The sequence below is a fragment of the Pseudomonas sp. HY7a-MNA-CIBAN-0227 genome (assembly GCF_040310325.1).
Lineage (GTDB): Bacteria > Pseudomonadota > Gammaproteobacteria > Pseudomonadales > Pseudomonadaceae > Aquipseudomonas.
Genome location: NZ_JBEOPT010000016.1, coordinates 1 through 15,847, shown reverse-complemented (window position 1 = coordinate 15,847; position 15,847 = coordinate 1). Strand labels below are relative to the sequence as shown.

At 51.7% G+C, this 15,847-nt stretch carries 11 protein-coding genes and 2 pseudogenes; 4 read left to right on the top strand and 9 right to left on the bottom strand.

The window, feature by feature from the left end; all coding sequences use genetic code 11:
* Nucleotides 1–5: 5 nt before the first annotated feature.
* Nucleotides 6–1,592, bottom strand: coding sequence for a site-specific DNA-methyltransferase (locus AAEZ06_RS22105; RefSeq protein ID WP_350616233.1), 1,587 nt, complete (start codon nt 1,590–1,592; stop codon nt 6–8).
* A gap of 179 nt (nt 1,593–1,771) precedes the next feature.
* Nucleotides 1,772–2,734, bottom strand: coding sequence for a YagK/YfjJ domain-containing protein (locus AAEZ06_RS22100; protein WP_350616231.1), 963 nt, complete (start codon nt 2,732–2,734; stop codon nt 1,772–1,774).
* Nucleotides 2,735–2,857: 123 nt separating this feature from the next.
* Here AAEZ06_RS22100 and AAEZ06_RS22095 point away from each other — a divergent pair, with 123 nt between their 5' ends.
* Complete coding sequence (locus tag AAEZ06_RS22095) at nt 2,858–3,871, top strand: IS30 family transposase (protein ID WP_350616229.1); 1,014 nt, start codon at nt 2,858–2,860, stop codon at nt 3,869–3,871.
* Between the two features lie 348 nt (nt 3,872–4,219).
* On the opposite strand, the gene AAEZ06_RS22090 is transcribed toward AAEZ06_RS22095, so the two are convergent.
* Nucleotides 4,220–4,414, bottom strand: a complete 195-nt coding sequence (locus tag AAEZ06_RS22090) for an AlpA family transcriptional regulator (RefSeq protein ID WP_350616227.1) — start codon at nt 4,412–4,414, stop codon at nt 4,220–4,222.
* A 484-nt stretch (nt 4,415–4,898) separates the two neighbouring features.
* On the opposite strand from AAEZ06_RS22090, the gene AAEZ06_RS22085 reads away from it, so the two are divergent.
* Nucleotides 4,899–5,759 carry a hypothetical protein gene (locus tag AAEZ06_RS22085; RefSeq protein ID WP_350616225.1) on the top strand — a complete coding sequence of 287 codons (861 nt, stop codon included), beginning with the start codon at nt 4,899–4,901 and terminating at the stop codon, nt 5,757–5,759.
* A gap of 387 nt (nt 5,760–6,146) precedes the next feature.
* On the top strand, nt 6,147–6,479 hold the full coding sequence (locus tag AAEZ06_RS22080; protein ID WP_256666210.1) for a hypothetical protein: 333 nt from the start codon (nt 6,147–6,149) through the stop codon (nt 6,477–6,479).
* Nucleotides 6,480–6,635: 156 nt separating this feature from the next.
* On the opposite strand, the gene AAEZ06_RS22075 is transcribed toward AAEZ06_RS22080, so the two are convergent.
* The 5 genes and pseudogenes from AAEZ06_RS22075 to AAEZ06_RS22055 all read right to left on the bottom strand — a co-directional run bounded on the left by AAEZ06_RS22075 (nt 6,636) and on the right by AAEZ06_RS22055 (nt 13,477).
* A complete protein-coding gene (locus tag AAEZ06_RS22075) occupies nt 6,636–7,079 on the bottom strand; it encodes a hypothetical protein (protein ID WP_149413254.1) in 444 nt (147 codons plus the stop codon).
* Between the two features lie 114 nt (nt 7,080–7,193).
* Nucleotides 7,194–8,135: a hypothetical protein gene (locus AAEZ06_RS22070; protein ID WP_350616319.1), complete on the bottom strand. Its 942-nt coding sequence runs from the start codon at nt 8,133–8,135 to the stop codon at nt 7,194–7,196.
* The gene (locus tag AAEZ06_RS22065) at nt 8,132–10,825 is read right to left on the bottom strand and encodes a toxin VasX (protein ID WP_350616222.1); all 2,694 of its coding nucleotides are present in this window, start codon (nt 10,823–10,825) and stop codon (nt 8,132–8,134) included. Before AAEZ06_RS22065 ends, AAEZ06_RS22070 begins: the two co-directional genes overlap by 4 nt.
* The gene (locus AAEZ06_RS22060; RefSeq protein WP_350616220.1) at nt 10,822–11,379 is read right to left on the bottom strand and encodes a DUF4123 domain-containing protein; all 558 of its coding nucleotides are present in this window, start codon (nt 11,377–11,379) and stop codon (nt 10,822–10,824) included. The genes AAEZ06_RS22065 and AAEZ06_RS22060 overlap by 4 nt, the downstream gene beginning before the upstream one ends.
* Nucleotides 11,380–11,384: 5 nt before the next feature.
* A pseudogene (locus AAEZ06_RS22055) lies at nt 11,385–13,477 on the bottom strand (type VI secretion system Vgr family protein).
* 175 nt (nt 13,478–13,652) lie between these two features.
* On the opposite strand from AAEZ06_RS22055, the pseudogene AAEZ06_RS22050 reads away from it, so the two are divergent.
* A pseudogene (locus tag AAEZ06_RS22050) lies at nt 13,653–13,859 on the top strand (ATP-binding protein); the annotation flags it as partial.
* 535 nt (nt 13,860–14,394) lie between these two features.
* On the opposite strand, the gene AAEZ06_RS22045 reads toward AAEZ06_RS22050, so the two are convergent.
* Entirely contained in the window at nt 14,395–15,666 is a 1,272-nt protein-coding gene (locus AAEZ06_RS22045; RefSeq protein ID WP_149413257.1) for a Rid family detoxifying hydrolase, read from the bottom strand.
* Between the last annotated feature and the right edge of the window lie 181 nt (nt 15,667–15,847).

Below are 15,847 nucleotides of genomic sequence, written 5' to 3'. Positions count from 1 at the left end.
AATCCTCAGAGTCTGGCGATATCACGGGGTATCTTCTTGAAACCAATGCTATGCCGTCTCATAAAATCTTCGCCTAGCGCCAATTGGTCTGCATAAACAAGCACTGGACCAACGGTTTGCACGAGTTCTGCCAGCAGATCTAGGTCAAAGGTGGTGATGGCATCGGCTTCATACGCAAAAAAGACACGTAGCCCGTTTGCCTCCCCGAGCCAATAACGGTGCTTAGCCTCTTCATAATCCGCACGAAACTGCTGATAAATCCCCTCCTGCCATGCCACATAATCTCGAATCGCAGCCAGACCAGCTTCGGGGTTTAAGTTTCCGTACTCAACGAAAAGAGGTTCGGCAAGAGTCTGATAGGTGAACCCGCCTCCTAGACCAGCCACCTGCTTTGTCCCGTCTCCGTAACCGGAAATAACACGCCTCACCCGTTCCGCTGTGAGCGACTCGGCGTAATCCATCAACTCAATCAGAACAAATCGACGAGACCCTTCGTCTTGAGCGTTCGCTTTCAGCACTGCATGCGCTGTAGTGCCAGATCCTGCAAAGGAGTCGAGGATGATGGAATCATCGTCAGCCGCGATGTCCAAAATTCGTCCAATAAGCGTGCTGGGTTTAGGCGTATCAAAGGAGGATGTATCCGAGAAAATCGCCCGCATCTCATTTTTGGAGGTACGGTTACTGCCGACATCTTTCTTCCACAGCGTGCGAGGCACAAGGTCGCCAACTTCATTCAAATAGCGCTTGATGCTCGGTCGGGCCTCACCTTTTGGACCCCACCAGACACGACCCTCCGCGTCCAGCGCCCTTAAGCGCTCTTCGGAAACCCGCCAATATCTGCCTGGAGGAGGACTGAACTGACGTCCAGTGGGACCAGTAATCGTAAACAAACCTTTCGAATATGGTTTGTTCGCAAAAGGGTCGCCGGGAATCCAAGGACCGTTTGGATCGTCATCATCATTCGTATAAATTGAATCGGACTCAGCGGTTCGAGCTAGGCGTGCAGGAACCCAATTCGGGCGTTTAGAATAAACAAGAATGTAGTCATGGTCTGTTGAGAATTGGTTGGCCGAATTTCGTGGTGAATCAGCTTTTTCCCAAATTACACAGGTAACAAAATTTCCAACGCCGAAAATTTCATCGAGTATTGGGCGGAGAATTCCAACGGCATTGTCATCAATCGAAACCCAAATTGAGCCGTCCTCCGAAAGCAATCGATGCAACAATTTGAGTCTCGGGTACATCATGCAGAGCCATTTATCTTGACGGCTCATATCCTCATTTTCTTTTCCGACTACCTTACCCAACCACCGCTTTATGCGGGGATCGTTAACATTGTCGTTATAAACCCAGCTTTCATTCCCTGTGTTGTAGGGTGGATCGATATAGACACATTTCACCCTACCCTCAAATTCGGGCAATAGGCTTTTCAGCGCCTCAAGATTGTCGCCTTGGATAATGCGATTTTCGAGGCTGTTTTTCGGAGCAGGTTGAGGTGCTTCGAATTTGTAATTGTCGCGCAGCACGCGGTAGGGTACGTCCCGATGATGGTTTCGGACTTGATCCTTTCCCACCCAATGCAGTGTTGGCATGGTGCTCGCCTTGTCCTGAAGTTCACAATCCGCCCTTCGAAGGCAGCCGGTGATTTGACACCATGAGTTACGGCAAGGCAAGCAGAGGTTGGACCTATCGGAGCGCCGTCCCTACTGGGCTGCCCTAGCCATGCAAGGGTAGGCATGCGCGAGACACTCCCTGCGAATTACTGAACCCACTAGCCCTTCACTAATCGGCTCAATTGCCCAATGCGCACGCCCTTAGCCCTGGGAGGTCTCAAGCGCAAGTGCTGATCATCCTTGACCAAATAGCACATCGCGTAATGGATATGGACGCGGATATCTTGGTCGCTCCGCAGGATTAGCCCAACAGCACACATATCTCCGTACCTCTCCTTGTCGTGGTTACAGCTATCGTAGTAGCCCTGTCCTCGCGTAATGCTCTCCCACAGCTTACCAATTTGCTGCGCCTTATAGATGTCTCCGCGCACTTCGTTACCGTTGAAGAAGAAAGCCGCATGAATGTGGTAGCCACGATCCTCCCCCTGCTCAACCGCACAGATATAGCCAATGAGGTGGTCGAAAATCGGGTTACGTTCACGCACAACAACCAACCGGTCTAGATCGTCGAATACTTGCTCGATACGCTGCCTAGCTTGAACCCTCTGGTGGTAATACAGATTGACCCTGATGATCAGGGTACGCGAGTAGCGATCAACCATAGCGTCCGAGTAGTCACACACACGGTCCGCCTGCTGATTGGCCTCATAGCGACGGTCCCCCTTCTGACGGCGATACCATTGCTCACGAGTCAACTGACGGATCCGGGCGACCAGTACGTTCATACTGCTGTGATGACTCAGATATGCCGTAGCGCTCTCGTTCAGGCAGATAGGGCCGGTAGGGCTCCGCTCCAGACCGATATCCTGACAGGCGTCCCAGAATGCTTGCAGGTGTTCGCTGTAACGGTATTCGTAACTGTCACCGAATAGGTCAATCATTTGCTGGATATTAATGAAGTGCCTAGAGAGCCTAGTCGGCTCAATTTGCTCATGACCTAAGCGTGCACCTGTCAACCGGAATGCTGGAGTATCGTATTGCTCGATGGACTTGACGAGTCTCTCGATCTGGATGGCGATATCTGATTGGGAAAGACTGGTGTAGGGGTTGCAATTGGTCATGGTTCGGTACCTGGTTGGTTGTTCACATACCAGATACCGACTGTGCAATTTATAACCGGTGACCTATTCCCTGGCAGCCGCGAAAACTGAGTGCAACACCTCACCCTCCGGTAAGGTGCCGCCATGTCCTATACAGAACTCAGCATCGAAGAGCGCGCCACGATCCAGGTCGGGCAATATCAGGATCTTAGTCAGCGCGAGATAGCTCGACTGCTTGGCCGAAGCCCTTCGACTATCAGCCGCGAGCTTCGTCGTAATCGGTCTCTCAATGGGGGTTACGTTGCCCACGTTGCACAGGCTCACACTCGCGAGCGCCGTAAAGTTTGCCGCCCGGCCAGAAAATTGGTCATGGGCAATGAACGTTTCGAGCTGGTGCTTCATTTGCTTCGAGAACGCTTTTCTCCAGAACAAATCGCGGGCAAGCTGCGCGTCATGAAGATCAATTTTGAAGAAGCCTACGTTTGCCGGGAAACCATTTATAAAGCGATCTATGCGATGCCCGTGGGGGAGTTGCGCAAGGAGCTGGTGCAGTGTCTGCGACAAGGCAAGAGCACGCGCAGACCGCGCGTTGGTGGCGTTGACCGTCGCGGCCAGATTCCCGATATGGTCAGTATTCACCTGCGCCCGCCAGAGGTTGAAGACCGTTTGATGCCGGGGCATTGGGAGGGCGACTTGATCAAGGGGAAGAACAACGCCTCGGCGGTCGGGACACTCGTTGAGCGCTCCAGCGGCTATTTGATGCTGGTGAAAATGAATGACGCTACGGCGACATCGGCGGTCGAAGGGTTCAGCGCGGCGCTCAATGGTATGCCGCTGGCAGCGCGTAAAAGCATGACGTATGACCAGGGTAAGGAAATGGCCAAGCACGCCGAGCTGACTCAGAAGACGGGCATCGCTGTTTACTTTGCTGACCCGCACAGCCCATGGCAACGTGGGACCAATGAGAACACCAACGGCCTTGTCCGCCAGTTTTTGCCGAAGGGAACCGATCTGTCCAAGCACAGCCAAGAGGAACTGGATAAGTTTGCGTATTTGCTGAACATCCGACCACGCAAGCGATTTAACTGGCTGTGTCCGATCGAGGTATTCACTCAGCTCATGGGCTTGCAACATGAGGCTCCTGCTTCAATTCAATAACCGTGTTGCACTCAGCTCCTGCAACCGCCCCTTTATAACCAGCGATGACTGGACCATAGGGTGATTATCCATTGGTAGTTGATGAGTGTCTCATGGCTAGTAGATTGGTAGTGAATGTCTACCTAGGAGCTATATAACTAGATACAGCTCAGCCTCAAGTGATCACCCTCGTCCAAACCAGGCTAGGTGGATCAACATTGCCAAGCCAGCCGGGGAATTTGCCAATTAGTCTTCTGTGGGAGTTAGCTGAGAGCTGATGACCAGTCGGCATAAACACCATGACCAACAGCAAGCTGGTCATGGCGCATCATGCTTGATGGTAAGACTTACTCGCCATGGTTTGTTGGGTCACGCGCGCGCAGCCAAATCACGCTCCTCGATCCTGGCGAGGATCCAGTCGGTTACTTCACCCTCTACCCAACCAACGCAGCGATCGCCTAACGAGACCGGCTTCGGAAAGTTGCCATCCCCGATGAACTTGTAAATCGTCGACCTTGCCAGGCCGGTTGAATCGATGACTTCTTTCAAGCGGATGATCCTCATGAGCACGCTCCTCTGTTAGCTCAGAGGATCCGCAACCTTCTTTTTTATTTACCGAGGCATGGCTCCGAGCTACGAGCTGAATCTCGTTCTCGACGCTGCCCTTGGGGCTATTTCCACTGAGCTCAGTACCAGCGAGGCACCGCACATTTGGAGTCATCACGACGTGGTTCCGAGCGGCATATCGACCCTGTCGCCAAAGGCCAAAACTGATTGAAAACCTACCACTAGATAAGCCAAACAATGGTCAAGTCGCTAGGCCCAGAACCTAGATCAACGCTGGCCAACCCCAAGTAAACTTTAAACGCGGCTTCCAGTTATAAATGAATACGGGATTTGGCCCGCATTCATGGGGGTAGAAGGATAATTGCTATGCCATAGACAATGACTAGAATCGGCCTAGATTTACGATGGTTTTTTGCTATTTTTTTTATAGATGTTGTATAGAATTGTCATATTACGGAGAGCGTCACAGGAATAATTGAGAATGAATCCCAAAAACACAACTGCCCTCAACCTGGTGCATGGAAATACACTTCATGATTTGCGCCGCAGCATTTGGCTCTGGCTGCATCTGCAATCTTACGAGGCGGCGAGCTTTGATCCGGCGACTTGCAATAGTGACGATATGCGCGAAATCACTACGGAATACCTGAATGGGCGGGAAGACATCCTCGTAGGAAACATTCAGGAAGAGATGACCCGCACCTTGCTACCAAACGAGCATTTCGACTGGATCGGTGAAGATGCTCGACTTATAGCTTGGCTCTTACCAAGACTGGAGGATCTCAGCGATCTCAGGGATTTCCAATCACTCCCAAGGTTGAAGGGACGAAACCTCGTGGTAGGGATCGCTGACCTTTGGGATGAAAGCCTTTCAAATAAGGCCGCTGCATTGGACAGGCTTCACGCGCAATGGCGACGGCACAAGGCCTTGGACACTCAGCTCAAGTGGTTCTCAGATAAAAAGGAGGGAAACAGCAGGTGCGAGTACGCGTGGCGTTGGATCGAGAAGAACGAGCGACGGGCACTCTTCAGGCGCCCCCTTCCATTTGAGAATTATCGAGAGCTGCTAGTGTTTTTCGATACGACGGATCTGCGAGAGCGTGAAAGGAAGGATATCGTCCAAAGCATCCGCCAAAGCTGGAATCGTCAGAAATACTTAGAAAGGCTCGAAGGAAAGAAAAAGAAACAGTACAACTTCACGCTTTCTGATAAGGCAATTGAGCTGCTTGACCGAATGGCCGAAGACCAGGACATGAAACGCCCTCAAATGCTGGAGCTACTGATAACACAGGAGTCCGAGCGCGGGACCCACCTTTCCAAAAACCGCAGGAGTGATGATTAATACGCTGAGCAGTTCCTCGATGATTGGTATTCCAAATGGTATTCCAAAGAAAAATTTAATATGCTTTTTTGCAGGTAAATCATATAGATACAATGCCTGTTCAGATTACCCCGGCCCACCAAATAAGCTATACAAATCAGGCACTTAGCGTTTATCGCAAGTGCCTTTTTTGTGTCTGATTGGGTGGTTTTGGCTCGGTTATGCCAGTTTTATGACAGCCTCTATACTTACCCTGCGAACCACTCTCCGCCTCACGTCCTCGCGAATGTTTTCAGTCGCTTTTGTGTTGTGAAATAGCACCCCAGCTACCGGAAGGGCGTATCTAATAGGTGTCGGCTTACTCAAGAGGTTACCTACGCTCAATCCCGAAAAATACTTCAGGACTTTTTGCTAGATCACGGCATCAGCAAAACGAGCGCAAAAGACGCTATTGCTGCCTACTCGTTGGATGCGAATGTAACGAGTGGTGAGTCAGTCGATGACGAGCCACAGATCGAAAAAACGCCCATGACAAAACCCACACAAACAATCGACGTAAAAGAAGCCTGGTGCAACCCGCGCGCAGATGATGAATGCACGATCAACGGTAAGAAAGTGCTAAAGGAGGAGCTTAAGCAATACCTGCCAGCAGTCTACGAACTAGAAGTACTCAATGCAGGCGGGCACTGCGAGTATCCAATTTGCTATGACAAAAATGATAAGCCAATCGGAATCAATTAAAACAAAGGCATGGAGTTTTCCATGCCTTTATTTTTTGATTTAATATTTTACTTTCAACTTCAACAAGTTTTGGTTAGCGTGTACCAGACAAGCACCAAAACAGGCATTCCCACTTAATAACCGCAACATCACCTTCTATCCCAAAATAGCACGGCGTCAAACGTGAGAGATTGTACCGCCAATTCGCGCCTGCACCTGCGAAATAAAATCTTTGGGGAGCAATACATTACTCAGCGTAAATTGTTGGTTCTGTTCTTTCAAGTCAATAATAAGTGATTGAAAAAATGGATTCCGGCGAGCGTGGATCGAACGTATTTTTTCAAATTGGATCAGATCTTGGCGATTATAACCATCGGCCTCATCGCGAAACATCAACCCTTCCGGAACGATTGAAATGCTCACTTTATGATCACGCCTTGCGAAGGAGCAAGTGACGAAAAGTATTACAGCTACCAAGATCGACGCGCCTACCAACCACAACCCAAAATAATTCTGGAACTGAAGAATCGGAAAAAAAAGAAGAATCGAAGTCACGACTAAGCTTCCACACGCCCAACTCATGATTTCAAGGGAAACTTTCAAATTAAAAATAGCTTGCATGTTTTTCCTTTATTTTAATATTAGGCAGGACAAGGTCCATTACCTGTTGCATTTTTTAGGTAAATAGAACGACGCATAGCAAAACTTCGAAAACGAAAGCAGCACACCGATACATTATTGGTTCGCCGCGATCTCGCATTCCAAATCGACAAGACGCGTGGTAGGTCCATTGGCTTTCAAACGCTCAGCAACAACGTTTGGCCAGCGGTTGCGAGAGCTGCGTTTTGCAATGCTGTAGGTGAATTCCTGGATTCGATCCTGAGGGTAGAGCATTGGCTCTAATATCAGCTTTGCAACATCACTGGCGCCTAAGTAATTCTTGCCGTCCGCCTCGTTTTTCGCCTGTTTTAACTGCGCCAGGGTTTGCTTGAAGCTATCGCTCATTTTAAATCGCACGTCCAGCTGGCTTTTTACGAACGCATCCGATTCACTGTGATTACCGTGTTCGTCGAAGTAAGGGCCGTTGTTCATGTAGGCACGGATGTACTCCCAAAAACCTTTTTGCATCGCCAGTGATTTACCGAACGGCGCACCAAGGCTGATCATCAGTGCGTTTTCCGGTTCTTCAAATTTCCACACTCGAATTTCAAGCGAAGCGCTTTGCATTCCACCGATTTGGGTGCCCACTAGCTGAAACTCATTGGCAACAGCGCTAATGCCATCCCATGGGGTGTGGAACAGTTCGCCTTCATGATCGAAGTACACCTCGCGGGTGCGGCGGTTAAATAGGATGGGCAGAGGTAATGGGCGTAGTGTTTCCCATAGGAACGGCACCAGAAATAAAGGTATGCCTATAGAAAACGTCATATAGGTGATATCGAACTTACCTTGCATTGCTCCTATAAGGCCAAGTCCCACCAATGCGCAGCCACCTATTCCACCTAATACACCGGTGAGCAACCCTCGATCCGAATCTCCCCCAGCTTTTAGCGCGAGGTAATACTCGGTATGTTCGTCAGTAATAAACAGCTCCATTGGCTGTTCGCCAGTGGGCTTGTCCGGTTCGAGTTTTATTGCTGATGCCGCGTTACTAAGGGGTTGCTCTGGCGTATTCATATCCAAGCTCGCTCCATGATCTTCACTGAAGGCAGCGTCAGTCCTTCACGAGGGGAATAGATCAAATCGCCCTCGATGCGCCGCAAGTCTCTAACACCGTCCTCATGGTACACACGACGATAAGGGGTGATGCCGGCTGGCACAGGAACGCGGGTACCGCTATGCCGAGCAAAGTCTTTACCTGTCCACTCGACCTTTTGGATTTTATCGGAGTGATATCCGAGTGTGTCGCCCCAAACTTCCTGGCCGGTGAAATGAATCATACCGTCGGTCAGCTCCACGTTTTCACCGGGCAGGTTTAGCAACAGGTAAGTGGAGACAACTTGCCCTTGGTAAGGGTTGAGTTCAGCCAACCGATAAGCCTCGACGCTAATTGGGAAAAGAAGGGGGTAGAGCCTATCCATGGATTGGGCATAGCTGTGGGCCCATTCTTCATCCTTCCTAATGCCGAAATAGCTATTTTTGACCCACTGTTCCAACGGCGTGTCTTTTGTATAGATCCGGGTAATCACTCCACCCACAATCACCACCGCGAGACCCAGTAGCTTGGCTCCCAGGTGTGGCACTACGTTGAGCCCCCTGGCAATAGTCGCCGCATCCCCGGCTATCACCGCGGCCCGTGCGACCCGTAGCGCCCGGAACGCCTGGACCTGAATTTTGATACTGGCCAGCGAAGCGCCAACGACTGCCAAGTTCACGGCCATGGTGTCAAAGTCGCCCGCTTTGTAGGCCTCAAAGGCGTCTACCCCATAAAGCACGACGTCGAACGCCAGAAAGACGCCTTGCGCCAAAGCAGTAGTGGCGGCGCGCCCCAAAGCCTTGGCCAAAAGTAGCCGTGATGAAATCGACGTGCCTCCGCTTTGGCGGACAGCCGAAGCCCAGTCAACCTCGGCCACTCGCTGAACAACCGCTGCGCCCGCAGCACCAATGCCAAATGCTGCCCCAGCGGTACTAAATGCGCTTTGGTAAGTCCGCTTTTCAAAAAGCTGATCCGTCGCCCAAACAAAATTCACCCCCGCCATCAGTGTTACCAAACACTTGATCGGCGCTTTACCCAATGCGCTCTTCAAATCAAACACACTGCCCAACTCAGCACTCGCCGCCAGATTCGCCGGCAACGGCGGCAGCTTGGTGCTGGCCGGTACCAGGTGCATAAACGGAATGCTTTCGCTCACGGCACCGGCCAGAGGCGTCACGTTGAGTCTGGCAGGCAGTGTGTTGCGGGTGCCTATCAGGTCGCTGTACCACTCGCCCAGTTGGCGCGGTGTGATACCCAAGGTCTGAATACGCTGGCCACTGCGAGCTAACGCGGCGGCCATGTAAATGCGCCCAGCGGTGCTGGCGGCATTTTCCGCTTGGTGCAAGTGCAGCCCAGCAGCCGGCGCAAGGGACAGAAATAAAGCTTCCATACTGGACGCCGGAGCCCGTTGACTCAGCTTTTCAGCCGCCTTGTTCATCGCTTCGGCATAACCAAAGGCTTTAGCCAACTGAGTGGCGCCTTCTTTCAGCGATGCGCCATTGTCGTGGGCAGCATCGCTCAAATCGATCAGGTATTTTATTTCTCCAATGCCAAGCCTTTTGGGTAACCCAAGCAATGCCCAGAGCAACCAGGGTTTGCCTTGCGCATCACCTTCAAGGCTTAGCGTTATGGCCTTGGCTCCGGCGCTGGTATTCGCCGGGCCTAGGCAGGCGGCAGCAAAATGCAACTCCAAGGTCTCACGACTGGCTGGCTGAGTGATATCGAAGTGGCCACAGGCGGTGTCCATGCTGGAGGGGCCATTCACTTGCAAGGTTTTGAACCAATCGACCCAGAGCTGCGCCAGCCGGCGCATGTCGGCGGTATAGCGGTCTTCCTGCGTGTTCTGGTCTTCCCAGGCGAGACTCAACTCGTCATAGCGAGTGATTGAGGGCAACTGCGTTTTTAGTTGCGCGTCATTATCGCTCAAGGACTTTAAAACACCCGCAATGGCCCACTCTTCCGCGTGATGTTCCTGATAACTGTCAAACCCCGCTTTACGGGCGCGCATCAGCGCAGCGAGATCGAGCAGCACGCCCCAAGCATCATCAATGACAGCATAAGTGTGCTGTTCGCAACGTGCCATCTGCTTGAGCACTTTCAGCCAGTTGGGCGCGTGCTCCGTTTCGGGCTCACTGCTCCAGCCATAGCGAGTTGCATCGCTGTATTCGCCAATCTGCTTGTTGATAGAGTCCACTTGGCCACTGAACGGTGCAGTACCCGGCACAAAACTGCGCATGGCGCGCTGGCGCACGGCGGGGTCTTTTTTGGCTGCCTGATACTGCGGCTCACTCCATCGAACTGGCGACCACACCAAACCGGCAGAATCGCCAGCTCTGAGCAGTAGGTGTGGCTGGGTTCGGGTGTCAATCACCCGTCCTGCCCGTGAGGTTTGCGTGAGTTGCGCTGATTCGACCTGATACTCCACCAGCTTGGCTGGAGCGCTTTCCCAGACGTAGAGCCAACCATCGCGCAGCAAGCGCGAGGTGTAATTAAGGTCTTGCTCGGCCAGGTCAGGATGGCGCGGCCCAAGATCTGGAAACTGTCCGCTCAGCGGGGGCAGACCATGGGCACTGATATCGACAGCTGCCGTGGGACCCAAGGCATAGCGCAGAGGCAAAACAGCGGCGAAAAGCGGGCACGTCCCGTAGGGCGCTTGATTGGGTGGGTTCATGAATGCTGTTCCGTGTTGGCGGGTAAGCTGAGCGCGTGCAAGAGCGCATTGGGCAAGATGATTTGTGCCGCTAAACCTTTATCCGCGATAGCAGAATCACGCTCAGGTGTTTCGTTCGTCCATGCACGCACTGAGTCGCCGCCATGTCGCAACCAGACACTATCCACGCCACACCAAAAACCAGCAGGCCATTGGGCGCCGGCCAACCGTGCGCGATTCAGCGCGGGGCCATCGGCCAGGCGTAACCAAAATTCGCGGCGCTGTTCATCAAAAATGCGTAAGCGTCGTTGCAGGATTAGAAGTAATTGATTGGCGCTTTTAAGAGAGCCCAGCCATACGCCGCGTTGCAAGTCACCGCCGCCCCACCACTCGGTATAGGCGGCACTGCCGTATGAAGCATTGAGTAAAAATGGTCCGGCCCCGGCAATAGGCTCGTACGGTGTTCCCTTGAAGAGTGGCAGGGGGTTGTCGAGACCGTAGTGCTCGTTCAACCAATCAAAAGCGTCGTCATACTGAGCGCCGTCAAGCAGAAGCAGCCCCTTTTTCGGGGTCATGGATATCATGCTTGAGCCCCCTCGGCGTCCAACTGCTCTTGGGCGGCATCACACACCGGACAAATGCCGGAGGTCGCCTCACGGAAAACAGCGTTTTGTTTGAGTAGCGCTTCCATGGGGAGGGTGTTGACGATCATTGTCAGCGCGGCCACAGGAATCACCGACAGGGCGGGCGTAGCCGCTGCACCCGCAACCGGTGCGCCGCCTACAACTATCGGTACGCTGCTAAAGATCCCGCCTGCGCTGATGACAATGTGCTGACCACCAGCCTTGAGTGTCAGGCTCATGCCCGCATTAATTACCACGTTGGCGGCGCTGACATGAGCGTGTGGCCCAGCCTGTATCACCAGCGTTCCATCCGCCACGGTGCTGCTATTGCCGGCGATGGAGATCAGTTCATTGCCACCGATCACCGTGTTACGCAGGCCTTGGGTAGTGTGTAGCTCGTCGCCATTGATCAGACTGGAGCTGTTGTTATCTACTTGCTCAAAGCGATCATTACTGATCAGGCTGTGACTGTTGCGAGTAATTTGCTCGCTGCGGTCGTTACCGATCTTGGTGTCGCTGTCGTTGAGGATCACCTGTTCAATATCGCGCTGAGCACGCAGGTAGATCAGTTCCTGTCCCGCACGGTCTTCAATCGACAGCTCGTTGTAACCACCACTGTGCGGGGAGCTATGGCTGCGCAGCACGGCTTTGGTTTTGTTCGTTGGCAAGAGGTACGGCACAGGTGTGACCTTGTTAGGCACGCAACCCGTAATCAACGGATTGTCGGGATTACCTTCCAGGTAGGTCACCACAACTTCCATGCCGATGCGCGGTATGGTCACCGAACCGAAACCTTCCCCCCCCAGCTGGATGACACCCGCAGCCAGCAACTGCTCTTGTCGCTGCCCAGTTCGGCGCGGTCCCAATGGAACTCAACCTTAACTCGCCCGTACTCATCGCAAAAGATTTCTTCCCCAGCAGGCCCGGTGACTCGGGCAGTCTGACTGACCAATACCGATTTACGCGTGACCAGCGGTGGACGGTAAAACACGTCCCAGGGGATGGCGCTGAAGCTATTGCGGTAACCTTGAGTGAAGCCGTCTTCGGACTTGACGTCGCTGGTGATTGCTTCCTCCAGTGACTGAGGTTGCTTGCCTGAGTGCGTCACACTCAGCAGCAGCCACAACGCGTTGCACTGCTGACGCGGGTGTTCGGTCAGGTCGAAGAAGTGGCCACTGCGCAGGATCGGCTGGTCGCTTTTACCCTCGGCCAACTGGTAGTCGGTACGGTGCCGCTCCAGGGCCTGCCGGGCAATCTGTTTGCCGAGCTTTTCATTTTCGATCAGCACCGGGTAGCGGTAGTCTTCGAGAGCAGGACTGAACTCGGCGGTAAATTGGCTTTCCAGCAACTGGCTTGGGCGTTTTAAATCATAGCCCCGGCGGGTGGTTGTGCTGGTTCGGGTGCTAAAACGCATCCAGAACTGGCTGACGACCGGGTGATCCGCGGCCAGGCCGGAGCCTTGCTGATACGGTGTGCCCCCCAGCTTGGGGAAATAGGTCTGATCGTCAGTGAACACCAACTGATGGCCATCCTGGCTGTGCTGGTGGTGCCACGAAATTCCATCTTCACTGCACAGCCTCTGGATGAACTCGAAGTCGCTTTCCCCGTACTCGGTACAGTATTCGCGCTCTGGGCTAGTGCTGACATGAAAGGTATACGCATCCGCCTGGATGCCGTGTCCGTTGAGCACTTGGGCCACGATCTGCGGCACCGTCAGGTGCTGGAATATCCGTTGGTTGTGGCTGAACTGCAAATAGTGCAGAGCCGGCACCAAGGTCAGATGATAACGGGTCAGGCGCTTACCCGCTTCACCTACAAACACATCTTCGATACGCCCATGAATACCTTCGCCATTCAGGCCGAACTGGAGAAACGCTGGCTGACTGAGCAGACTTTCCAAATCGAAATCAGGGGACTCGCTGACGAGTTCAACCTGGATCGCGTACAAGCTGCTGATAGCTTCAGAGCCGTGAAAGGCCAGTACCTTGAAGTCGTTGCGAACAGAGGGGATCAGTAACGTGAAGTGCGCAGCATTGGCCGGTGCGAACATACGCTTATCCTTAAGCTGAGAGAGGAGGCAAAAACGCGATGTCAGGTCATACCTAGCCTGAACAAGCTTAAATTTCCGAGCACGCTAACAAAGCGACAAACGAATAGATGTAGGAAACATCCTAAACTGCATAAGAACTTTCGTTTGTTCAGAATGTTTCTTCGGCGAACGCCCGCTCGGCCACTTCCTTCGAGATGTCATCGATCAGCAGTCATGCAATGGCTCCTAGCTGATCACCAGCCAGTACCCCAATGAAAAATGGTACGACCTTTTCACGGATCCGACGATTGCCGATGCGGTGTTGGACCGAATCGTTCACAAGGCGCATGTGATTCCGCTAAAGGGCGAATCAATGCGCAAACTCAAGAGTAGGAAAAGCTAAAGACCGCCGACCACTCCGCCAACCGGCGGGGTGGTCAAGTCGAATGCAAATGACCGGTCAGCGCGAATGCAAACGACTGGTCCGTGGCAATGCAATTGAGTGCTCAAGTGAGATGCAATTTCGCAGGTAGCGACCTAGAACACGTCAACGCTGTTTTACAGCCTCTCGGATGGGCAAAATTCAGCCTTTTCTACGCCGACAGTGCCTTCATCAAACGGTTAGCCACGCAGACTGCAAAACGGAGCATGCGTTTTCACACAATCTGGACCCATAGCAACCCATCGCATGAGGCAGAAAACGGCCAGAAGCGGACGCTCGCAGAGGACTGCTTCCGACCTGCAATGGACAGTTCCCGCTTCTAGAAAAACGGGGGATTTAGTTTTAGATGTACCATTTAGTACCATCCTCGCACTATTAAAAAAGGAAACCGAACACTACTTCCAGTTTCCTTTTATAATCTTACATGCGATCTCGCATTAACCGCCGACACTAATAAGCAATCATGACGGTTTCTGCGCTGACAAATAAATGTCTGTTATGCGTTTGGAGGCGTGCCTTCAGCGTGTGACAAAACCGCTTCGATTTGGACCAAAGCATCTTGAAGTAAAGCAGATACACCCACTGTTCTTCGTGCAGGAATACCGCCTGGGAAGAATGTCGTGTAAACCTCATCTACAGCGTCAATATCTTCGATATTTTTGAGGAAGATATTTATCTTAACCACATCACCCATAACGTGGCTGATACTTTCCACAATTGCCTTGATATTTTTCAAGCACTGCCCAGCCTGCTCTTTTACACCACCGCCAACCACTTCACCCGTTTTTGGGTCTACAGGCAATTGAGCTGAAAGATGGTTGTAATGAGAAAAAGCTACTGTTTGTGTAGATAGAGCGCTTTTTGGTGCGTCTTCTGTATTGTTTGCCCTGATGACGAGGCCATGTCTATCTTCAACAATTTGCGGTGGTGTGCCATCTCCGTGTGACACTACTACTTCGATTTGCACCAAAGCATCCATAGGCAAAGCTGAAACTGCAACTGCCGTCCGTGCAGGAACATAGGCTACGGTCCTAGCGATAGCTGAGTCTGGGAAAAATGTTGTATAAACTTCGTTTACAGCTTCAATATCCGAGAGATCTTTAAGGTAAATACTTACTTTAACAATATCATCAAAAGGAACGTCGATACTTTCTAAAATTGCCTTGACATTCTTCAGGCACTGACCTGCCTGTTCTTTCACACCACCCGCTACCAATTTCCCAGATTTTGGGTCGATAGGTAATTGGGCTGACAGGTTATTATAATGAGAGAAAGCTACAGCTTGCGTAGACAGAGAGCTTACTGGTGCGTTTTCCGTATTCTTTGTAGTCTTTATTAGATCGCCTGCCTGTGGCGCGTTTGGAATGGTACCCTCGCCGTTCGACACAAGCACTTCAACTTGCACCAAGGCATCCATAGGTAAAGCTGAAACTGCGACGGTCGTCAGTACAGGAACATAGCCAGAAAAAAATGCTGCATAAACTTTATTTACAGTGTCAGCATCTGAAATATTTTTAAGAAATATGCTGACTTTAACAATATCATCCATAACATGGTCGATACTTTCTAGAATTGCCTTGATATTTTCAAAGCATTGCAGCGCCTGCTCTTTTACACCGCCAGCTACCAATTTTCCAGATTTTGGGTCGATCGGCAATTGAGCTGACAGATTGTTATAATGAGAGAACGCTACAGTTTGTGAATATGGACCTATACTTCTTGCAGCATTTTTCGTATTTCTTGCCAATACTGCGTTATAGCCACTCATAATAATACTCCGCTTTTTCTGGGACTTCGTGGATTGCGTGGCAAATTGGGTTGCTTGGCAAACACGGATAATATAAACCTGAATACGCTCACAAATATGACAAGCCTGAATTCATAGAATAAGCGCAACGCTTGAAACGAGAGGCAGAGAGCCAGCCACCGGTAGAATCCAGGCTCTCACA